Source organism: Veillonella criceti, from assembly GCF_900460315.1.
In the GTDB taxonomy this organism is placed as follows: Bacteria; Bacillota; Negativicutes; order Veillonellales; family Veillonellaceae; genus Veillonella_A; species Veillonella_A criceti.
Genome location: NZ_UHIO01000001.1, coordinates 1,032,705 through 1,054,077 on the forward strand (window position 1 = coordinate 1,032,705; position 21,373 = coordinate 1,054,077).

The window sequence follows — 21,373 nt, forward strand, 5'->3', positions numbered from 1 at the left end:
GAAGTATGATTACTCATAATCGAATTTGTCATCTCATCTTCATCTGATAGCATTGTATGTTATTTTAAGTATTCGGTAAACGAATTTCCTATGAATGGAACAAAACGGGCTATTAATGGAAATAAAATTTGGTAAAAAGAAATCTTACAGCGCACTTTTATAAATATTTAGAATATCTTCGGTGGTAAAGTTGGTATAGGAAGTAGGATAGCGATTAGATTTTTCAGCAATTGCTGGTAAATCTTCTGCAGGAATGCCTACTTCAGTTAATGTAGTCGGTGCCCCGAGGCTCTTAAAGTAAGCACGCAAAGTTTCAATACCAGCCAAAGCTAAGGCTTCATCGCTTTCATAGTCACTACGTTGTAAGCCCCATACATGAGTAGCAAAACGGACAAACCGCGCTACATGATTTTTATAGATATAACGAAGTAGCATTGGATGTACAATGGCAAGGCCAGCACCATGAGCAATATCATGAAATGCTGATAAAGAATGTTCAATCTGATGCGCCATCCAATCTTGCTTTTTGCCCAAACCCATAATACCATTGAGGGCTATGGTAGCACCCCACATTAGATTAGAACGAGCTTCATAGTCAGTTGGATTTTTAACAGCAATATTTGCATTTTCCATAATATTTTTAAACGCCGCTTCAATTAAAGCATCACTTAAATTATTCGTTTCAGGTAAAGAGAAATATTGCTCCATCAAGTGTGATAACATATCACAAATACCATTGACTAACTGTTCTTGTGGCATGGTATAGGTATATGTTGGATCCAAGAAAGAAAATTGAGGAAATAAGGCATCGCCAAAACCACCCATTTTCTTCTGAAATTCCCAATTGGTTACTACGCCACGGTTATTCATTTCACTGCCAGTTGCTGACATAGTGAGAACTACACCAATTGGCAATGCGTCTGTTACGTTTTCACGTTTCATAAACATGTGTTCCCACCAATCATAATCTGGTGCTGTTTTTGCTACACCAGCAATGAATTTAGAGCAATCAATAACAGAACCACCGCCTACAGCTAGGACAAAATCCACCTTATGTTTACGACATAAATCAGCACCTTCTTGGACTTTTTCCATACGAGGATTTGACATAATACCACTCAATTCCACAACCGTTTTACCAGCTGCTTTCAATTGAGCCATAACAGCTTCATAAATGCCATTTTTCTTAATGCTACCGCCACCATACGTTAATAATACAGTTTGCCCATATCGAGCAAGTTCTTGCCCTAGTTGATTCACACAATCTTTGCCAAACACAATTTTAGTTGGATTGTAAAAAGTAAATGCGTCCATAGGGACCTCCTTTTTAATATATACAAGTAAACCGGTCATGCCTTGCATAACCGGTCTATCCTATGATTCCCTCTATTTATTGTAACCTAAATTAATAGCATACACAATGCGTCGTTCATACATTTCGTTAGCCTTTGTCAGTGATTCCTGAAACGCTGGCATATTGACGTCATTCGGTGCAAATTGTGGTTCAATACAAAGACCACTATATTGTTCATACACTTCGCTATTGCGTCCTTCATCAACTAACCAATTGCCTGTATAGAACTGAAATCCTGGTGCATCGGATAACACAGTCAACTCCAAATCGCTTACACGAAAAGCGCCACATCGTTGAATGTCTGCTATTGCCCTTGGCTCACTATGTATCCCGCCATTAGCCAAAATATACTGATGATCATAGCCTCTATACTCAGCTAACTCTTGATAATGTGCTGTCAACGCCTTACCTACCAATTGCCATTCACGAAAATCAAAGGGCGTATCTTCAACTGGCGCAATTTCACCCGTTGGGATTTGATGTTCACCAAACGGCATATAATACTTAGCATTAAGTTGTATTTCATGATTGGTGATGAGCCCTTGATCAGCGGTAGCCATAACGCCATCGACATGAGGTAAACTAGCGGTTCCATTAAGATTAAAGTAGCTATGCCCCGTAATATTAACAACAGAATCCTTCGATGTCATATATTGATACGTCAATCGTAATTCTGCACCGACTAATTCGACAATAAGTTGTACCCGTAAATCGCCAGGGAATCCATCCTGTTGTTCTTGTAAGGTAGTAGCCAGTACTAACTTTTCATAGTTGGCCTCTTGCCGTTCACTATTAGGCACTAATTGCCATATAGCAAAACTTAAACTATGCGCACCACTATGTAATAAATTAGGCCCATTATTAGGCGTCCACTGATATTCTGTATCGGCTACCTTACACCGTGCATTAGCAATCCGATTTGCTACACGTCCTACTGTAGCGCCTAAATAGGCATCACCTTGTTCATAGCCATGTATGGAATCATAGCCTAAAACAATATTACGTTGTAAAGGCTTTACGATAAAATCAACAATCGTTGCGCCTCGATTTAAAATTCGTACAAGTAATGAATCTGTTTCTAATTCATAAAGCGTAGCTGCTTCACCATTTCGTGTCGTGCCCCAATCATACCGCTTCATTGTGCCACCTCACCCAAAATCTTCTATTAGCCACCAATACGCCACATAGCACGCTGTGGTACATCCATATCTGTGCCCTCATGTTGTTCTTTACGCAACTGCAATATGTTTACAATATGCTGAGCTAACTCTTTTGCCGTTTTCCCTTGACGTACAAGACCTACTAAATCGGCTTCTTCATCACGAAGTAAACAAAGACGTAAACGTCCATCCGACGTCAAACGCACGCGATTACAAGACTCACAGTAACTGTGACTCATGGGAAAAATGAATCCTACCAAATGACCTTGCGGTAAACGATAATATGTAGCCGGTCCAAAGCCAGTTACCGCTTTAGTATTTGTGGCTGAACCTACTGGCAATAATCTACCACCACAAAGTCGTTCTAACTGTTGATGCCACATTTCAAAAGTAGGCCCTCTAAATTTTTGTCCCTGAAATGGCATGTATTCGATGAAACGCCAAATAACAGGCCATTTATCCATATAGGCTAATAAAGAGCGTACCATATCATCTGATAAAGCCTCCATTAAAACCGTATTAATTTTTACTGTTTTAAAACCAGCGGCCAATGAGGCTTCAATGCCATCAATAACTGATTGTAATTGACCTGTACGTCCAGTTCGTTCATCAAACGTGGCTTCATCCACAGCATCCAAACTAATATTCACACGCTGTAAACCTAATTTATGCAAACGTTCTGCTCGGTCAGCCAATAAACTACCATTGGTCGTCATGGATATGTCTTCAAACCACGCTCGTTGTTGTAGTTCCTTTAGCAATCTATCTAATTGCGGATACAACAAGGGCTCACCACCTGTAAGACGCAAGGCTCGAATCCCCAATTTATGGAAAGCTTCTAAAATAACGAGCCACTCATCAGGCGTTAATAAATTAGTCTGACTGTCCGGTGTGATAGCCTCTGGTCGGCAATAGGGACAACAAAAATTGCAGGCTTCCGTTAGCGATACACGCACATATTCAATTGTTCGTTGCCAACTATCTTGTACCATTTAAATTCTCCTGTCAGCTATTCACTAGCACTCTCTTCGACGACAACGGTATCACCTACATGAATCATGCCACCACTCAATACTTTTGCAAAAATACCTTGTGTTGGCATAATACATGAACCTACTTGTTTTTGTATTTCACAACCAGAATGACATTCTTTACCAATCTGAGTGACTTCGAGCAACACTTCATCACCTACGAACAAACGAGTTCCTACAGGTAATTCATATAACACAATGCCTTCTATCGTAATATTTTCAGCAAAATCACCAGGGTTTACATCAGCCCCTTTAGCACGCATCAAATCAATGCTTTGAATGCCTAATAAACTAATTTGACGATGCCATTTACCTGCATGGGCATCCCCTTCCATACCAAAATCTGTAATCAACTTTGCTTCAGGAATATTATGCTTCTTCTGTCCTTTTTTTTCGCTAATAGAAATAGCAATCACTTTTGCCATAATAATGTATTAGTTCCTTTCTATGACCTACTAAGTTACTTACACACAGTTTTATAAGCTGTAGATATGCTACTACGCTTAGTATGCCACCGTATCAATCACTTTGTATGTTGCACTGGCAACACAGCACAACTCACTGTATAGATTGATTTCTATATAATAGTTATTATAACACGAGATACGTAACTACGACATGTTAAACTTTTTAAAATCATAAAAAATCTGGTATAACCAAAATTGTTTGGCTATACCAGATTATTATTAAGCTATTAATCTTCTTCCTCAACAGGTTCTTCTTTACCAAAACCATTAAAGATTAGATTAAGGATGACCGCTGTCAAACTACCAAGGGTAATACCACTATGTAAAATAACGGCTGTCCAGCTTGGAAAGTTATGATAGAAGTTTGGTTCTGTTAATGTAACCATACTCATACCAATACTAACAGCTACCAACATTAAGTTATAATTACCTTCAAAGTTTACTTTAGATAAAGCACGGATACCACTAGCAATAATCATACCAAACATGGCAATCCCAGCACCACCTAATACAGAGTTTGGAATACAAGCTACCACTGCGGCCATTTTAGGCACAAGACCTAATACCACAAGAATCAAACCAGACATGGCTACTACAAAACGGCTTTTTACGCGTGTTACCGCCAAAAGACCTACGTTTTGTGCAAAAGCAGTGTATGGGAAGCTGTTGAAAATACCACCCAACATAGTAGATAACCCGTCAGCTCGCAAGCATTTAGCTAATCCTTTCCGGCCCATTGGCTTACCTACAATTTCACCAATAGCTACGCAGTCACCCGTCGTTTCTACCATAACAACGACCATAACAATAATCATGGAAAGAATAGCCCCTATATCAAAGGTTGGATACCCAAAGGAGAACGGTGTAATGAACCCAACCCAATCAGCCGTAGCGACTTCACTGAAATCAGCTACCCCTAGGAGAGTCGCAATAATGGTACCACCAATTAAACCAATTAATACGGATATATTACTTAAAAAGCCTTTACAGAAACGATATACAATAATAACAATAGCTAATGTCAAAAAGGCTAAAAATAAGTTCATCGGACTAGCAAACTCGGGGGATGTTGGTTTAGCATAACCTGTAATCCACCGAACTGAAACTGGCAACAAGGTAATCCCAATGATTGTAATAATTGTCCCCGTCACTACTGGTGGGAATAAACGAATTAACCGACTGAAGTACGGCGCTATTAAAAAGGTAAATAGACCGGCTACTATAATGGCCCCATAAATGGCCGTCATACCTCCTTGGGAACCAATAACGATCATCGGTGTAACAGATGCAAAGGTTACCCCTTGAATCATAGGAATACGGGCCCCTACTTTCCAAAACCCCAATGTCTGAATTAAGGTCGCAATGCCACAAGTAAATAAATCAGCATTAATCAAATGAATTAACTGTTCCGCAGACAAATGCATAGCTTGCGCTACAATGATTGGCACCGCTACAGCGCCTGCATACATAGCTAATACATGCTGTAGGCCATAGGCAAATAATTGTGATGTAGGCAGCATTTCATCTACGGGATGAATCGCTTTTTTAGTGTCTTCGCTCATGAGAACCCCCTCATACAAAATACCAGTATACCTAACATATAGTGAGTTTTAGAAATATTTACCTAAAGTCTATAACTTATTAGCACAAAGCACGCTATGTATAAAGTCCCTCAACAACTTTATAATTTATAAACTAGGCTTGCCTTTTAATAAATACTTCTAATTTAATATCAACTATATATTTCTTATATTTATTAAACAACGATTCCTACCTTTTTGTCAAAACCTATTTGCTCATAACAAAACTGCCTACATCTCATAGAGGACCCAAGGGATGTGTTATCATAAGGTCATTTAATTTTATCTGGACGATCCGACGGATGACCTTCACTACCATTCAATAAGATATTCATGATAACCGCCACCAAACTACCTAATGTAATACGCATCCGTTAAAAGGCCTAAATCTTTCATGATTTTAGCACCATAAATAGCTGATACAATACCACCTAATTGGTCAGAAACACCACGACCACCAATTTCAGTAGCAGATTCAAAACCTTCATATGGATCAAACGCCCAGTTTTCACGATTACCAATGCCTACTGTATCAATATGCGCATCATAAGCAATTAAAGTTTTGCCGGTTCCCATATAACCAAGTACATTACCCTGTGGATCGATGATAACTTCATCAAAACCAACCGCTCTCATTTCTTCAGCAATACGGTCAGCATGCCCTTTTTCATCGGCACTTTCACCTGGAATCGCTACGATATCACGTAAACATTTTGTCATAGCTGCTTCATACCCTTGTGCCGCTTTTTTAATCGCTTCGAAATCCATACTAATAACCTCCTTAAATTATCCCTTCCTAAACCTGCTTACTTACCATACCAAACAATATCTTTATACCGAATTGGATCTGTATCCCCTTCAGTCGAGAAGCAAAGTACCTGAGATGTCTCATTTAATCCCAATGTTTCTTTTAACTCTTTATAATCAGGGCAAGTCATAATCGCCGCTACCGTTCCTAGTGGCGCCGCCCCTGATTCACCCGAAATAATGGAAGTATCCCCTTTAAGTGGCGCGGCACTAATACGCATGCCCCATTGGGCTACCCAATCAGGAGCCGATACAAATACATCTGCATGATTTCGTAAAATTTCCCAACTAATGGTATTGGGCTCACCACAGGCAAGACCAGCCATAATTGTTTGTAAATCACCACCTACCATTCTAGGTTTGCCATCACCAGCAACAGCCCCTTGATATAAACAATCCGCCGCTTGCGCCTCTACTACTACAATCTTTGGTTGTACCTTAGCCTCTTTATATAAATTTCTAAAATAACCTGTTACCGCACCAGCCAACGAACCGACCCCGGCTTGTACAAAGATATGGGTTGGCAGGATCTCTGCTTTCGCTAGTTGCTCACCTGCTTCAAGCGCCATCGTGCCATAGCCTTGCATAATCCAACTTGGTACTTCTTCGTATCCCTCCCAAGCAGTGTCTTGCACAACCACACCATTATTTACTTTGGCTGCTTCGGCTACGGCTTTGCGCACACAGTCATCATAATTTAATTCTTCAATCGTTACGGTAGCCCCCTCACGCTGAATATGTTCTAAACGAGATTGGGTAGTTCCTTTTGGCATGAACACCACAGCCTTTTGACCTAATTGGCGCGCTGCCCAAGCTACGCCACGACCGTGATTTCCATCGGTAGCCGTAAAAAAGGTAACATCACCTAATTGCGCCTGTAATTCTTTTGAAGTCAAGACATCATAGGGTAATTCCAACACATCTTTCCCTAATTGTTGCGCCACGTATTTTACCATGGAATACGCACCACCTAGCACTTTAAAAGCATTTAAGCCAAAGCGATACGATTCATCTTTGACAAATACACTGCCTAACCCCCAAAACTTGGCTAACTCAGGTAACGAAGTCAATGGCGTTTCAGTATACTGTGGAAAACTTTGATGAAAGGCACGTGCCTTTTTAGCTTCCTCCACTGACATAATCGCCAAATTATTCTGTTCACTTTTTGGCAAGTGATTCATTTCCCATTTGATTGTGGCCATACTATTACCTCCTATACCCGATTAGCCTATACGTTTGTTGCCTAATGCCTTTAGAATGTGTCGTTCAAATTATCACTCCCATAATTACCTTATTGCTCCTTTTCTTTATCTTTAATCATATTTAAGTCACTGTATAAGGTAAAACGAGAAATACCAAAATATTCACCAATCTTATCGGCTGCTTTGGAAATCAAAAAAGCCCCTGAATCATTTAAAAATTTCAACGCTTCAATCCGTTCTGCTTTATTCATCAACTGCGCTGGTTTGCCAACTTGCTGTACGGCTTGTTCAATTAAATCATCTAATAAGTCAGCTACACTGGTCGTAATCCGTTCTGCTCCAGCGGAAGCTTTAGTATCATGCGTAAGATTAGGAACGCCTGCATTATCAGCAACTTGATTAACAATTTGTTGTAAATGCATCAAATTAGTAATATCTGAATTAATGCCAAAAACATACATAATGTCCCCATTTTCATCACGCATATACATCGTACTTGACCTAAATACACGACCATCCTTAGTCCGTGTCAAATAGCCATATCGATCAGCTACATCTTTTCCCCCATTTTTAAGGGCCTCTAATACAACATGCGAAGGCCCATCGCCAAGTTTACGGTTAGAAACTTTGCCATTTTCTATACAAACCACTGTCCCCTCCATTTCAGGAGTTCTTACATCATGAATCACTACTTCACAGGTTTCACCAAACTGCTGAGCTAACCCATGAGCAATCTGTTTCAGTACCGCTAAATCATTTTTCATGTTCGCTCGCCTCACTTTACTGTGTAAACACTTTGTTACACAAGCCATCTCTTTCATTCTCCAGCTTTGTCAGCCTAACTATTTTTTTGTCAGCCTAACAAATTGTTTTGTTTCTATGATTTAATAGTATCATAAGTATTACTAAATAGCAATATTCAAAAATTAAATAATAAGAAAAATTTATAAATATGCTTGTGTATTAGTTTTTTCAAGTTGTTAGTACTTTTATTTTTACAAAAATTGTAAATTATGCTATAAAGAAGTGAAACGATAGTATTTTAATATTACTAAGGAGTTATCGACTATGAAGTCTGTTATTGATTGGATTAAAATGATTATAAACGACTATAGCGACCATAATATTTCACGCTTATCAGCCGAAACAACCTATTACATTATTTTATCGATTGTACCGTTTTTAATTATTGCATTAACCGGTATTACTGTATTTCTTAATCATAATACAGATGTCCTTAATCAATTAGTGGCTTTGTTACCACCTGAATCACAACATACCTTAACTAGTTTGATTGAAGATTTAACAGAAAACCAAAGCACGACCTTATTTTCAGTCGGTATTATCACTGCATTTTGGACCTTATCGGCCAGTACAAGATCCTTAATCAACGCTCTCAATACAATGCTTAGCCTTGATCATATTAAGGAAAGTATTATTAAAATGTATAGCAAAGCCTTATTCTTTACTTTTATTGGTGCTATCACCGGTTTCTTGGGCCTTGTGTTATCCGTATATGGGCAATCCTTTTTACAACTCTTTGGTAACTTCTTTGGTATTCCTAAAGAAGTCATCCGCTTAGCAGGGGCTTTTACTACCTTATTGCCACTCGTTTCCTTTATTATTTCGCTAACTCTGTTTTATCACTATGCACCACGCCATGAAACAGGCAAAATTATTAGTTGGAAACGTTCCTTTGCGGGTGGCCTATTAGCTACTATTCTTTGGCTACTTCTCACAATAGGTTATCGCTTCTACATTACAAATTTTGCTGGTGGCTCCTCAACATATGGTCCATTAGTTGGTATTATGATTCTCTTCGTTTGGATTAACTTATCAGTCCAAACCATTTTACTAAGTGCTGAAATCATTCGTAATCGCGACCTTGATGAAAAACTCGAAACAGATGCCATTAAAGCTCAAATTAGTGAAGTCAAACAAGCAAAAAAAGAAAAGCGGGAAAAAGAAAAGAAAGCTAACGAAAAACGAATACAAGAAAAATTACAATCATAAAATTTTCCCCAAAAGAATACTCTACTTGTTAACACAAAAAGCCTTAGCATGACATCAAGTCAGCTAAGGCTTTTTTATTATTGTTTATCACTATTTACTTATCTAATATTTTCTTATTTATCATTATGTTCCTTGAGCCACTGTAACGCATATTGCGTATACATAGCAGAGCCAATAGCTAATGCTGATTCATCAATCTTAAAGAAATTACTATGATGGGAATGAACGGCATCAAGTTCAGGATTCGCAATACCAAAGAAAGCAAAACAACCTGGTTTTTCTTCTAAATAGTAAGCAAAATCTTCACCAGCCATTGTTTTTTCCATCAATACTACATTGTCTTCTCCAATTAACTCAGCCCCTACACGCTTAGCAAGGTCTGAAGACGCTGGCTCATTAATTGTTGGTGGCACCATCTGTCTAAATGTTACATTAGCTGTGGCACCATAACCTTTAGCCGTTTCTTCCGCCATCTGAGTCATAGCCTTTTTCAATTCATCACCAATGGAATGTTTGAAATAGCGCGCCGTACCTTCTAACTTCGCATGTCCTGAAATTACATTATAACGATCACCACTGGTTACTTTACCAATCGTCACAACCACGGACTCAAGGGGATTAAAATGCCGTGATACTAATGTCTGCAAATTCATAATAATAGCCGCTGCTACTACTGTGGCATCCACTGTCAAATGCGGTTGTGCACCATGACCAGCTTGCCCTTCAATTTCAATGCCTAGCTCAAGCGACGCGGCCATTCGTTCTCCTGCTTCTACAGAAATCTGCCCGGCAGGCAAGTCAATCCAAATATGTCCACCAAATACACTATCTGTTTCAGCAAACCATGTACCAAATTCTTTCATGTATTTAGCGCCTTCAGCGCTTTCTTCCGCTGGCTGGAATACAAGAAATACTTTCCCTTCAATATCCTGCTGCAAAGTTTTTAACATCTTAGCGGCCCCTAAAAGAATGGCCATATGCGCATCATGACCACAGGCATGCATTTTTCCTTCATGTTTAGAGGCAAACTCATGACCGGTTTGTTCCGTTACATTAAGAGCATCAATATCAGCGCGCAACATAATCGTCTTACCTGGCTTTGCGCCCTCAATCCACGCCACAATACCTGTATTCTTTTCAGTATTAATTTCATAGGGAATCCCTAATTTATCCAATTCACCAGCTAAATATTGAGTCGTTGCTTGTTCCTCAAAACTTACTTCTGGATATTGATGCAAATGACGACGCCAAGCAATAATATCACCTTCGTATTCCTTTTGCAATCGTTTAACGGCTTCTATTGTATTCATTGCTGTACTATTTGTATTCGTAACTGTTGTTGATTCCATATGTTGTCCTCCAATCTCTTTGGTTCTCATAGTAGAATAATTGAGTCTCCTTGTCAAGTTTTTCCTACCTAAACACTATGATATAATTTTCAGATACTTACGCTTTTTTGTGATATACTAAACGATATACTAAATAGTCACTTTATAAAAACTTCTAACCAATATATTCATCCAACCAATAAAGGACGTGACGCCCATGGATACTACCTTATTTCCATATTTTTTAATCTCATCCATTCTACTCACCTTGGCACCTGGACCAGACAATTTATATTTATTAGCTAAAAGTATTACTGATGGGGCCAAAAACGGCATTATCTTAGCAGGTGGTCTTGCGTCAGGCATCATTTTTCACACTACCCTAGTCATTCTAGGTGTAGCTGCCTTAGTCAAAAGTTCACCTATGGCCTTCGCTACCTTAAAATATGTAGGCGCAGCCTATCTATTTTATCTTGCTTATGGGGCTTTTACAGCGAAAGTAAATGAAACAAGTTCTACTGTAGTTACAACGGATAAAACTATATCTACTGAAACTTCTTCTACTGAAAGAGTATCTGTATCTGTTAAAACTTCCTCTGAAACAGGTCTTGCCATTTATCGTAAAGGCTTAATTATGAATATATTAAATCCTAAAGTATTGCTATTCTTTTTAGCCTTCTTACCTCAATTTGTAAGTCCTAATAGTGAAAATCCAAGCCTTGCCATTGCTTTCTTAGGGGCCACTTTTAGCTTGCAAGCCTTTATTTTATTCAGCCTTATTGCTCTTTGTGCTGGTAAATTACGGGGCTTTTTACACCAAGGACCAAAATCGCAACGCATATTAAATCGTGTGCAAGGTATAGTCCTTTTAGGTATTGGTGGCTTGTTGTTATTCTTTTAACAAACTATACCACCTGTATTACAATTATATTACAGGATGCTCTTCTAGGGAGTTAATCGTATAGCACTCTCAGATTATATTCAAACTAGTGTACTTTAGAGAAAGATGTCTATAAATAAAAGGATGTAACCTTACATGAATATCCTCATGTAACAGTTACATCCTTTTGTATTATTTAACCCAAGTTACAATGTCCGCTAAAATTCGAAGATCTCCATCACTTATCAATTTCTACTTTTTTTATTTATTCGCTAGCTGTTGCAACTTTGCTACTCGCTTATACAATGGTGGATGATCACTAAATAACTGATTAATAAAGCCATGCGTATCGCCATAACGACTTAATTTCGCCAATGCAGAGGCTAATTCCATACCTAGCCCTAATTCATGCGCATACCGATCAGCTCGATATTCCGCAATACGTGAGCCAAAAGGACTTAATAATACGAAGGCTGTATTAACGGCTGAATTCATAATTCGAACAATAAAATTTAAAGCTAATATAATTAAAGTAAAGAAAAATGACAAAATATTGATAAAAGGAATAAATCGAATGATATTATGAACAAACACAATAAGCCTAATAATAAAGCTAAATACGCGAAGTACTAAATTATAGGCAGAACCAATCGCAAACGATGTCATACCATATGTCGTATCTCGATGAACTAAATGGCTTAACTCATGCGCTAGTACACCTTTTAACTCGGCTGGCTCCATTTCAGCTAATAAACCTGCATAAACCACGACACGATCATGGCCCATAGCAAACGCATTAACTTCACCACTTTGGCCAACATACAAACGATACTTTTGAGGATTAACACCCGCCCGCTGGCACACGTCCTGCCAACAAGCAACTAAATATTCACCTAACTCTCCTTGTGGTTTAGTGATTCCCGTAAAAGAAAGATGCAAACTTTGTACAGGTGGTAATTGATATAAAATAATAAAACTTACAAATAATAAACCAACCCAAACACAGGCAATAGCGAAACTATGCTCCGGTAAGTTAAACGCTCGTAAAAATTCCAGAATAAAAGGTTGATCTAGTACATTTCGAATGCCAAATACAACCAATATATTATTGATAAAATGTAGTACAATAGATGCCACGAACCCATAAGCAAAGGCCGTTAAAACAACAAGTAGAATTCCCATGATTTCTTTGCTCCTTAACTAATATATAGTTATAGTATACTCCTTTCTCAATACTTGATTAAGTATTTATTATTGATTTTATTCTATACTATAAAAGCTGTAATGAAGGCCGTCAAACTGACAGGCCTCATTACAGCTTATACATATGATTAAAATTTATGTTTTCTCAAATAATTGACATACAAATTGGCTTCCTCGCCAACATTTTTTATTCTGCTTTTTCTAAAAAACCAATAAACATCAGTGGTGCGCCTAGCAGGATTCGAACCTGCGCACCCGGTTCCGGAGTTGTAATTTCTAAAAACTCCTAGTAAACATTAATATAATTATATCTAAAAATCCCCATTATATGAGGAAAGTTTTATTTCTATTTATTTTCAATATAACTCTTAAATCTATTTTTTCTAAAAAAAAATTAGACTTTCAGTAGATAATGGCTGACAAATTGACCTACACTTTCTCAAAATTTATAACTTTTATTATAATATACGAATAGAAACGAAAAGCTATAAATCATTATGAATTTAACGAAGCAATTCTCATTTATATATATAATTTTTTAAATTAATATCGCTAAATTATCTGTGCCTTAATGATAGGTAGCCTTACTTGTATACCTATCAGCACAAGCTATGCATGGGGATGGAAATCAGTTTGACGTCAGCCATTTCAAAAGCCTTAGAAGTTACTAATGAAAAAATTGCTGTTACTGGTCTTATGAAAACCATTAATTTAGATGATTTATTATCTTTAAAAATTGATGAATTGCCTTCATTTGGTGGTAATACTAAATTAGGGATTGAATCCTTAGAAGATACTGGTGAATTTAAAACAAATATTTTTAACGAAACACAAGAGTTAAACGTAAATGTATTGAATGTGAACCAACAGGTTCTTTCAAATTTAAATTCTCATCAGTTATCTGTATCTACAATTTTATCTACAGAAACAGATAGTATTCGTGGTGAACAACAAAAACTACATGCTATTGAAAGTATTAATGGATTACAACAATATGAGTCTTTAAAACAAAAGGGAGCTGATTTAATACATCGTATTGAAAAAGAACAATTAGCCCATCAAGAAGAAAAATTTGATGAAGAAGTAGCAATTAATAAACAAAATTTAGGCGCTATGGATCCTTATCATCCTACACCATATGATGATGTGTTAAAAAAATCCTTACCCATTCAAACTAAACCATATGGATTCCCTGATCTATAAGCAAATAAGCCTACTTGCTTATAGCAAGTAGGCTTATCTCTTATTTTTATTTATTCGTAGTTAACACACTATCATCATAGGTAAAATTATCATATTTATATTCAAACATAGTTGCTTCTTTTGTTCTATTTTTAATTTCATCTTCTTTTACCGTTTTTAATTCATCAATTTTTTTCTTTAATTCTTCTTTATCTGTAAATCGTTTATAGGTATAGCTTTTGGCCCACGATTTTTCTTCTGTTACTAAGGTATCTTGTTTTTCATTATATGTATATACCTCTTTGTCATGACTTTGTAAATCTCTTAATGCATTATTATTAAAAACTGCTTTATTATCTCCTTTCCATTCATTTAACGTGTTATGGAATTCAAGATGAAAAGTTCCTAATGGCTGCTCATCATTTTTAGTTTGTTTTGTTTCATAGCCAAATGAATGATAGGAAATAATATATTGATTGTCTTTATCTTTCTTAATATCAATCCAACGAACCCCATTAAGATCGACTTCTTCTTTAATCCATTGTCCTACAATCTTATCTTCTGGTTCTGCCCCACAACCAGCTAATACTACCATAGCTACTGCCATAATTGCCAATACTGCATATTTAATCATTGTTTTCATACTAACACGTCCTTTCGTTATCGACTTAAATAGGTTTTATATAAATAAATTACTCCCTTAATGATGATATATCCTATCTCTAGCTACATAACCTTCTGTTACTAAATCAAATTTTTGTTTCTTCGGATTCCATTCTAAATAATATCTATAATCTTGATTACTTTTAAAATCATTTAAAAATAGATTTAATTGATTAGAATTTAATGGATTAATCTCTATATCAGCATATCCCGCTTCAGTGGCACCAAATGGATCCTTAAAATCATATAAATTAATATAATCTATCAAACGAGTTTTATTCTTATCAAATCCTACAAGTGATAGATATAAATTATCTCTATCATTTGTATTTTGTAAATACAATAAAATTTTATAAAAATTTTTTTGTGCCACATTATCATAAAATGAAGTAATTGTTAACATCCCATACTTAAAAGTCGGAAATATTCTTTGTAAAACTTTGTTGTCATTAATCTTTATAGTTAATACTTTCCCAATAAAAGATACATCTATAACACCATCAATAGACTTTAAATTCCCAGTCTCCTCTTTAACAGGATAATTAAACCGCATAAAAGTTTTAGACCCATTATATTCAAAAGCTGCATTTACTGGAATATATATCGAAAGTAAACACATAAACATCACTATAAACTTATAAAATACATTCATATAATTCCCCCTTTTAACTACTTTTACACTCTTAACTACAATTCATTATCCCAAATTATCTATTCAACAAAACATAAAATTCATCTTGTCTTTAAGATAACGAAAAAAACACCTTTTGTAAAGCTTTTTTGCTTTCACAAAAATTCTTAAATTGCAATATGAAATTGAACACCCTTCAAAGTTACTAACTGTTTAACTCCCAATGACCAAACTCTTCGCGAGTTAAAATTGACTTATCCCGTAAATCTATAGATTTTCCCAAGTATTTCTTATGCTTAAATATTTTAGCTTTACTAGTTGATCTACTCAGCATAAGAGGTAAATCTAATGGAGTAATTCGCAATACACTTTGATATACATAGTTATATAAAGTTTTTGTAGGTACCATTTCATTACGTACAAACAAACACTTACGCAATGCATAACCGACGGCAGTAGCTATAAACCATTTATCTTCAAAAAATTTTGCCTCAATCCATGAAAAAATGGTTCAATCGCCCCTGCTTTTAGCGTATTAAAAGGTCCTCTTCTAGACACTTCGTATTGATGTTGTCCATAATCAGACAAATACATTAATACACATTTCCTTGCTTGAATTGAACCACTGTGCCACACTTAATTTCAGCATTAATTGTTGTTCTAGAACGACCTAATGCTTTAACAGTACAAGATTTAGATTAGACACCTTAATCATAACACAATCGGTACTCACTATGGATTATTTATTATATGTTTAATTTCATTGTACAATTAACCTTATAACAAAAAGGTAGAAAATGAACACTTATTTTCTACCTTTTTTTTAAAACTGGCTGACAAACCTGTTTTTTCTAATATTTTATTTTTAAAAAACCAATAAACATCAGTGGTGCGCCTAGCAGGATTCGAACCTGCGCACCCGGTTCCGGAGTTGTAATTTCTAAAAACTCCTAGTAAACATTAATATAATTATATCTAAAAATCCCCATTATATGAGGAAAGTTTTATTTCTATTTATTTTCAATATAACTCTTAAATCTATTTCTTCTAAAAAAAATTTAGACTTTCAGTAGATAATGGCCGACAAATTGACATACAATGCTTTATAATTTATCAAAATTTTAAGTACCTAATCATATTTTTATAAAGATAAATACATAAAATATTAACTATAGATATTCTCATTTAGCAAAATTAAAACGGCCTACTTTAAAATATTGTAGACCGTTTAATATTTATCTATTTATTTAAAACACTGTCATCATAGTCAAATTTATCATAATAGTGTGTAAACATATTATCATTCTTTGTTCTATCTTTAATTTCTTGTTCTTTTAATGGTCGTAAATCTTGTAGTTTGTTATTAAATTCTTTATCATCGGTATATTTTGTATAAACTACATTATCAATTGTAATTGTTTTTTCTTCTTCATTATATACATAAGTTGCTTCTTCAGTAATTAATTTATTCTTATTAATATGACCTTCTTCATTTTTTGAGTTTTTAATTAATGTGTTTAAATATTCAATGTGAATATCATTAGAAAATCTTTGTCTTGATTCTTTACTAATTTTATCTTGATAGGAGTAAACATCAGATTTAATAACCATTTGTTTGTCTTTTTTAGGTTGAATATCTAATACCGTTACATTTGTTTTAGGATTCTTTGTTATCCATTTTCCTGTAAAGTTATCACTTTCAGAAGAGCCACAACCTGCTATAGCCAGCACTAATACAGACATAATAACCATTAGAATTAATTTAGATAGTTTCGTCATAACACTAACCCCATTTCTTAAATACATTGAAAGTTTTTAAATTATTAAAATAGTAATTGATTTAACTGCGATCAGTTCTGTCTATAGCAAAATAACCTTCTTGAACTACGTCAAATTTTTGCTTTTTGACATTCCATTCTAAGTAATACCTATAATCTTGATTAGTTTTCGAATCATTTAAAAACAACATCAATTGATTAGGATTAAGTGAATTAATCTCTATGCCTGCAAATCCAGGTGCAGTAGCACCAAATGGGTCTTTGAAGTCATATAAATTGATATAATCTACAAGACGATTTTCTTTTGCATCAAATCCTACAAGCGTTACATATAAATTGTCACGATTGTCTGTATTTTGTAAATAAAGAAAAATATCATAAAAATTCTTTTGTGTAACAGTATCATAGTAAGATGCTATAGTTACCATTCCATGTTTAAAAGTTGGGAATATTCTTTGTAAAACTTGTCTGTTATTAATCTTTATAGTTAAGGTTTGTCCAATAAAAGAAGCATCTATAGATCCATCCATAGATTTTAGATTGCCAGGTGCCTCTTTAACTGGATAATCAAATCTCATAAAGGTTTTAGAGCCCATAGATTCAAAGGCTGCATTGGCTGGAGTATATAAAGACAATAAACAAATGAACATGACTATAATTCTTATAAACAGCTTCATGTAATTCCCCCTTTTATAATTACCTTTGCTCCTTAGATATAAAACTGATTGTTAAAAGTTATATGTTTAAGGTGATACCAAATTCATCTCATCTTTAAGATAGCGAAAAAAACACCTTTTGTAAAGTTGAAATTTATCTTACAAAAAGTGTTTTTTTATTTTCTAAAAAGAGAAAAACGTTTATAAGAAATTTAAATTTTTATTGTTTTATATAATTTCTATATAATTTCATTAGCTCTATAATACACTCTGTTTCTGATAGCTCTCTCCAATTCCACCCATATGCTTCCATTACTGCTTTATTATTTTCTTGATGGGCTTTACGCAAATCAACTGGCATAATATTATCATCATATAAATCAGCAAGAGTAGAGTCTGTATACTTCTCTCTAACTTCAAGTATTTTTTTGCCGTTGTTTTTATTTTTTCATAAACAGATGAATTAAACTTAGGCCATGGGAAATTATTGTAAACTATTTGAATAGAATATCTATAGCTAGTTCCCATTCTTCCTACAACAACTCTCATTCAAGCCATATGAACATTAGAAAGCATAATGCCAAAATGAAAAAGTGATGCATTAGGAATAAACGATGCTCCGTTACTAATGATAGTATTAGGAGTTAAGTATCCAATAGTAAAGTTTATTCAGATAAGAGTTTTTTTAAATGCTCCCGCTGTTTTTTTATTTCTAACTCTACTTGTTGTTTATGCTCATTTAGCGATTCATAAAAATTTAAGTAATATTGTTGACTAATAGATTGTCTCTCATTTATATCTAAACTTAGCCATATTTTTATTTGTGATTCTAAAAATGGATCGTAACATGCATACAATTTACAGCCATAAGCTAACGGAGAAATATATAGTCTGATAATTCTATCATTATCTAATTTTAATGCCAATATATTTTTTCCAGTTGTAGGCCATGATTTTGCTTGCCCTAACCATGAAGCATGATTTAATTGTTGATATAATTCAACAAGAAGCGGATAACCTTCTAATACTAGAGTTAAATCGCCAGGCTGTTCTTGCCTTCCTAAAATATCATTCTTGTTAAGAACAGGAATTTTATTAAATATTTTTTCAAAATGGTGAGAAATAATTCCACCGTATTTTGAATTTAACAATAGAAAATTAGTTGCTACCTCTGGTACTTCGGGGATAACTCCCGTATTCATTACTTGGTTAAATGAAATTATTACGAGTCCTGCCAATGCTTCAAACTCTTCGATATTTTTTTCTGAAAAAATATATTGTAGTGTATGAGGAGTGCCTTTAAGTACCCATTCTGTATAAAACAAAGTACTTAAAGGCAACTCTGTTAATTGTTCGATGGAGCAATTTAGCTTGCTAGCAATATTTAATACTAAATCTAAATTAGGTTTTGAAATTTCTCTTTCATAAGCAGATACTTGAGCTTTAGTAATTCCTAAAACTTTAGCGAAATCGCCTTGTTTTAAATTATAAAGGTCTCTTATGTATTTTAAATTATCACTAAATCTGGTATCCATAACCCCTCCTGAATCATATTTTTTATTAAAAAACATTTTTTTTATGATTTTACGTTGACTTTATTATATTTTTATCATATCATAATATATATAAAGAGGAAAGGAGAATACCATGGAAAAACGATTTATGACTATCAAAGAAGCAGCACAAATTTTCTTTGAAGGGAAAATTTCTGTTGCGTCGCTTTATCGATTAATCGAAACGGGAGAAATCCCTGCTATTCGTATCGGTAAAAAGTATTTATTAAATGTTACTACCATGCAAGAAAAATATGGATAAAAAAAGCTCATTTCAGCGGCAACTGAAATGAGCATGCAAAATATCTGCTCGCGCAAACAAGAGACCTTTTGCATCACCAGTATACAATAATTCTAGATGGTGTTGCAAGGGTTGATTATATCCTTGCACACATAAGGTGTGCTAGCCTATTCAAATTATTCTTATTGAATAGGTGTTTTTAGCACACCTTTTTTTGCGCCTTTTTTTAGCAATTTTACTAATCACTAGTGGAAATCACTAGGCATTGAGTAACGAATACTTTTACTTACATTAAAAAATAAAATTTAAAGGAGCACTTTTATGATTAATGCTAATATTACAAAAAATAACTTAAAGATTGTTTCTACATATTTATATGAATATTTAAAGTTAAAAGGTATTGAATCTTTTAAAAAGAATTCATACAGATGTTTAAACCCTGCCCATAAAGATACACATCCTTCTATGTTTTTATTTAAAGGGTCTGATAGTGGAAAGCTTCATTTAAAATGTCAATCTTGTGGTTGTTCAATGGATATATTTAATACGGTTGAAGTAATTGATAAAATTAAAGGCCTAAAAAATCAATATGCTTATATTTGTAATTTATTTCAGATTGACCTATTAAATCCTTTACCATCAAGGGACTATGCTAATTTATGTATTACAAAACAAAAATCAGAAGAAGAAATAATTAAGTATATACAGCAATGTCATAATTCATCATTAAGGAGAGATTATTGGCAACAAAGAAATATACCGACAGTTTTACAAGATGAATATAATCTAGGTTTTGATAAAAATGATAATGCTTTAGTAATTCCTATAGGCTCAGGATGTTTGAAGCGTTTTATTAATCCCAAAGGCCCCAAATATAAACGATCAGTGGGATTAAGGGAAAATTTTATATCTCATAATCTTAACAATAATATGCCGATTATAATTACTGAAGGAGAAATTGATGCTCTTTCAATATTAGCTTGTGGGTATCCTAATGTAATTTCTACAGGAGGAATAGCCAATCTCAATCATATATTTAGTCAATTAGTATCTACATCTAAATTAATACCTATTATTGCAACTGATAATGATGTAGCAGGGAAAAATGCTTATGTAGATTTGATACATCTATGCGTTAAGAATAATTGGAACAGTCCTGACTTTTTTTGGAATCATGTAGAGGATTGTAATATTCTACCTCAACACTATAAACAAATAAAAGATATTAATGAATTTCTACAAAAAGATAAAACTTTACTAGAAAGTATCTTAACAATTATAGCAAGGAGATTAGATTAAATATGAAAAAACTAACAGATTCTGAGTTAAGTAAAAAGATTAGCAAATTAAATCAAGAACTTAATCGTTTGCAAGAGCAAAAAAAGGAACGAGAAAATACCCGAAAAATAAAACTTGCCGAGTATATAGAAAAAGAATATAACATTACATCTATTATAGAGTTTGAAACGTATTTTAAATCATTTAATCGAGCTAACTCACCCCATAGTAATGAAATCTACACCGCGCCCTCTCCCTATGAGGAATAAGAGCGTGAGTCAGCTCTATAATATGATTGCATGTTTTATATTTTCGGTACGAACCATACTATTTGTCCGTACAACTCTTGTTGCACGTCAAATAGAT

The 21,373-nt window shown here is 34.6% G+C and carries 22 protein-coding genes and 2 pseudogenes; 6 read left to right on the plus strand and 18 right to left on the minus strand.

What is annotated here, in order from left to right; all coding sequences use genetic code 11:
- Positions 1 to 144: 144 nt before the first annotated feature.
- From DYE54_RS04655 to DYE54_RS04690, 8 genes are all read right to left on the minus strand, one after another.
- A complete protein-coding gene (locus DYE54_RS04655) occupies positions 145 to 1,314 on the minus strand; it encodes an iron-containing alcohol dehydrogenase (protein WP_115310150.1) in 1,170 nt (389 codons plus the stop codon).
- A 72-nt stretch (positions 1,315 to 1,386) separates the two neighbouring features.
- A complete protein-coding gene (locus DYE54_RS04660; RefSeq protein ID WP_115310151.1) occupies positions 1,387 to 2,493 on the minus strand; it encodes an aldose epimerase family protein in 1,107 nt (368 codons plus the stop codon).
- 26 nt (positions 2,494 to 2,519) lie between these two features.
- Entirely contained in the window at positions 2,520 to 3,506 is a 987-nt protein-coding gene (gene moaA, locus DYE54_RS04665; RefSeq protein ID WP_115310152.1) for a GTP 3',8-cyclase MoaA, read from the minus strand.
- 17 nt (positions 3,507 to 3,523) lie between these two features.
- Complete coding sequence (locus DYE54_RS04670; RefSeq protein WP_245935690.1) at positions 3,524 to 3,970, minus strand: MOSC domain-containing protein; 447 nt, start codon at positions 3,968 to 3,970, stop codon at positions 3,524 to 3,526.
- A 269-nt stretch (positions 3,971 to 4,239) separates the two neighbouring features.
- A complete protein-coding gene (locus DYE54_RS04675) occupies positions 4,240 to 5,574 on the minus strand; it encodes a nucleobase:cation symporter-2 family protein (RefSeq protein ID WP_115310154.1) in 1,335 nt (444 codons plus the stop codon).
- A gap of 369 nt (positions 5,575 to 5,943) precedes the next feature.
- On the minus strand, positions 5,944 to 6,360 hold the full coding sequence (locus tag DYE54_RS04680) for a M20/M25/M40 family metallo-hydrolase (protein WP_245935691.1): 417 nt from the start codon (positions 6,358 to 6,360) through the stop codon (positions 5,944 to 5,946).
- Between the two features lie 38 nt (positions 6,361 to 6,398).
- Positions 6,399 to 7,601, minus strand: a complete 1,203-nt coding sequence (gene dpaL / locus DYE54_RS04685) for a diaminopropionate ammonia-lyase (protein WP_115310155.1) — start codon at positions 7,599 to 7,601, stop codon at positions 6,399 to 6,401.
- Between the two features lie 89 nt (positions 7,602 to 7,690).
- A complete protein-coding gene (locus DYE54_RS04690; protein ID WP_115310156.1) occupies positions 7,691 to 8,365 on the minus strand; it encodes a helix-turn-helix transcriptional regulator in 675 nt (224 codons plus the stop codon).
- A 304-nt stretch (positions 8,366 to 8,669) separates the two neighbouring features.
- Between DYE54_RS04690 and DYE54_RS04695 the strand changes: the two genes are divergently transcribed.
- Complete coding sequence (locus tag DYE54_RS04695) at positions 8,670 to 9,614, plus strand: YihY/virulence factor BrkB family protein (RefSeq protein WP_115310157.1); 945 nt, start codon at positions 8,670 to 8,672, stop codon at positions 9,612 to 9,614.
- 113 nt (positions 9,615 to 9,727) lie between these two features.
- Here the strand turns inward: DYE54_RS04695 and DYE54_RS04700 are convergent, their stop codons facing one another.
- A complete protein-coding gene (locus DYE54_RS04700; RefSeq protein WP_245935692.1) occupies positions 9,728 to 10,963 on the minus strand; it encodes a M20 metallopeptidase family protein in 1,236 nt (411 codons plus the stop codon).
- Positions 10,964 to 11,159: 196 nt separating this feature from the next.
- Between DYE54_RS04700 and DYE54_RS04705 the strand changes: the two genes are divergently transcribed.
- Positions 11,160 to 11,843, plus strand: coding sequence for a LysE family translocator (locus tag DYE54_RS04705; protein WP_115310158.1), 684 nt, complete (start codon positions 11,160 to 11,162; stop codon positions 11,841 to 11,843).
- Between the two features lie 240 nt (positions 11,844 to 12,083).
- On the opposite strand, the gene DYE54_RS04710 is transcribed toward DYE54_RS04705, so the two are convergent.
- Positions 12,084 to 13,004 (minus strand): M48 family metalloprotease, encoded by a 921-nt coding sequence (locus DYE54_RS04710; RefSeq protein ID WP_115310159.1) that lies wholly within the window; start codon positions 13,002 to 13,004, stop codon positions 12,084 to 12,086.
- A 642-nt stretch (positions 13,005 to 13,646) separates the two neighbouring features.
- Here DYE54_RS04710 and DYE54_RS04715 point away from each other — a divergent pair.
- Positions 13,647 to 14,228 (plus strand): hypothetical protein, encoded by a 582-nt coding sequence (locus tag DYE54_RS04715; RefSeq protein ID WP_147285260.1) that lies wholly within the window; start codon positions 13,647 to 13,649, stop codon positions 14,226 to 14,228.
- Between the two features lie 46 nt (positions 14,229 to 14,274).
- Here DYE54_RS04715 and DYE54_RS04720 read toward each other — a convergent pair whose 3' ends face one another.
- From DYE54_RS04720 to DYE54_RS04740, 8 genes and pseudogenes are all read right to left on the minus strand, one after another.
- Positions 14,275 to 14,850: a hypothetical protein gene (locus DYE54_RS04720; RefSeq protein ID WP_115310161.1), complete on the minus strand. Its 576-nt coding sequence runs from the start codon at positions 14,848 to 14,850 to the stop codon at positions 14,275 to 14,277.
- Positions 14,851 to 14,907: 57 nt separating this feature from the next.
- A complete protein-coding gene (locus DYE54_RS04725; RefSeq protein WP_115310162.1) occupies positions 14,908 to 15,522 on the minus strand; it encodes a hypothetical protein in 615 nt (204 codons plus the stop codon).
- A gap of 187 nt (positions 15,523 to 15,709) precedes the next feature.
- A pseudogene (locus DYE54_RS10445) lies at positions 15,710 to 16,199 on the minus strand (transposase); the annotation flags it as partial.
- Positions 16,200 to 16,740: 541 nt separating this feature from the next.
- Positions 16,741 to 17,280, minus strand: coding sequence for a hypothetical protein (locus DYE54_RS04730; RefSeq protein WP_115310163.1), 540 nt, complete (start codon positions 17,278 to 17,280; stop codon positions 16,741 to 16,743).
- Positions 17,281 to 17,341: 61 nt separating this feature from the next.
- Complete coding sequence (locus tag DYE54_RS04735) at positions 17,342 to 17,956, minus strand: hypothetical protein (RefSeq protein WP_115310164.1); 615 nt, start codon at positions 17,954 to 17,956, stop codon at positions 17,342 to 17,344.
- A 199-nt stretch (positions 17,957 to 18,155) separates the two neighbouring features.
- The gene (locus DYE54_RS10145) at positions 18,156 to 18,359 is read right to left on the minus strand and encodes a type IIL restriction-modification enzyme MmeI (protein ID WP_340148309.1); all 204 of its coding nucleotides are present in this window, start codon (positions 18,357 to 18,359) and stop codon (positions 18,156 to 18,158) included.
- Between the two features lie 56 nt (positions 18,360 to 18,415).
- A pseudogene (locus tag DYE54_RS10450) lies at positions 18,416 to 18,604 on the minus strand (type IIL restriction-modification enzyme MmeI); the annotation flags it as partial.
- The gene (locus tag DYE54_RS04740; RefSeq protein WP_172460562.1) at positions 18,601 to 19,470 is read right to left on the minus strand and encodes a helix-turn-helix transcriptional regulator; all 870 of its coding nucleotides are present in this window, start codon (positions 19,468 to 19,470) and stop codon (positions 18,601 to 18,603) included. The gene DYE54_RS04740 and the pseudogene DYE54_RS10450, both read right to left, overlap by 4 nt.
- A gap of 112 nt (positions 19,471 to 19,582) precedes the next feature.
- Between DYE54_RS04740 and DYE54_RS04745 the strand changes: the two genes are divergently transcribed.
- The 3 genes from DYE54_RS04745 (at position 19,583) to DYE54_RS04755 (ending at position 21,276) form a co-directional block, all read left to right on the plus strand.
- Complete coding sequence (locus DYE54_RS04745; RefSeq protein ID WP_115310166.1) at positions 19,583 to 19,750, plus strand: helix-turn-helix domain-containing protein; 168 nt, start codon at positions 19,583 to 19,585, stop codon at positions 19,748 to 19,750.
- A gap of 300 nt (positions 19,751 to 20,050) precedes the next feature.
- Positions 20,051 to 21,028: a toprim domain-containing protein gene (locus DYE54_RS04750; RefSeq protein ID WP_115310167.1), complete on the plus strand. Its 978-nt coding sequence runs from the start codon at positions 20,051 to 20,053 to the stop codon at positions 21,026 to 21,028.
- 2 nt (positions 21,029 to 21,030) lie between these two features.
- Complete coding sequence (locus tag DYE54_RS04755) at positions 21,031 to 21,276, plus strand: hypothetical protein (RefSeq protein WP_115310168.1); 246 nt, start codon at positions 21,031 to 21,033, stop codon at positions 21,274 to 21,276.
- The last annotated feature ends 97 nt before the right edge of the window (positions 21,277 to 21,373 follow it).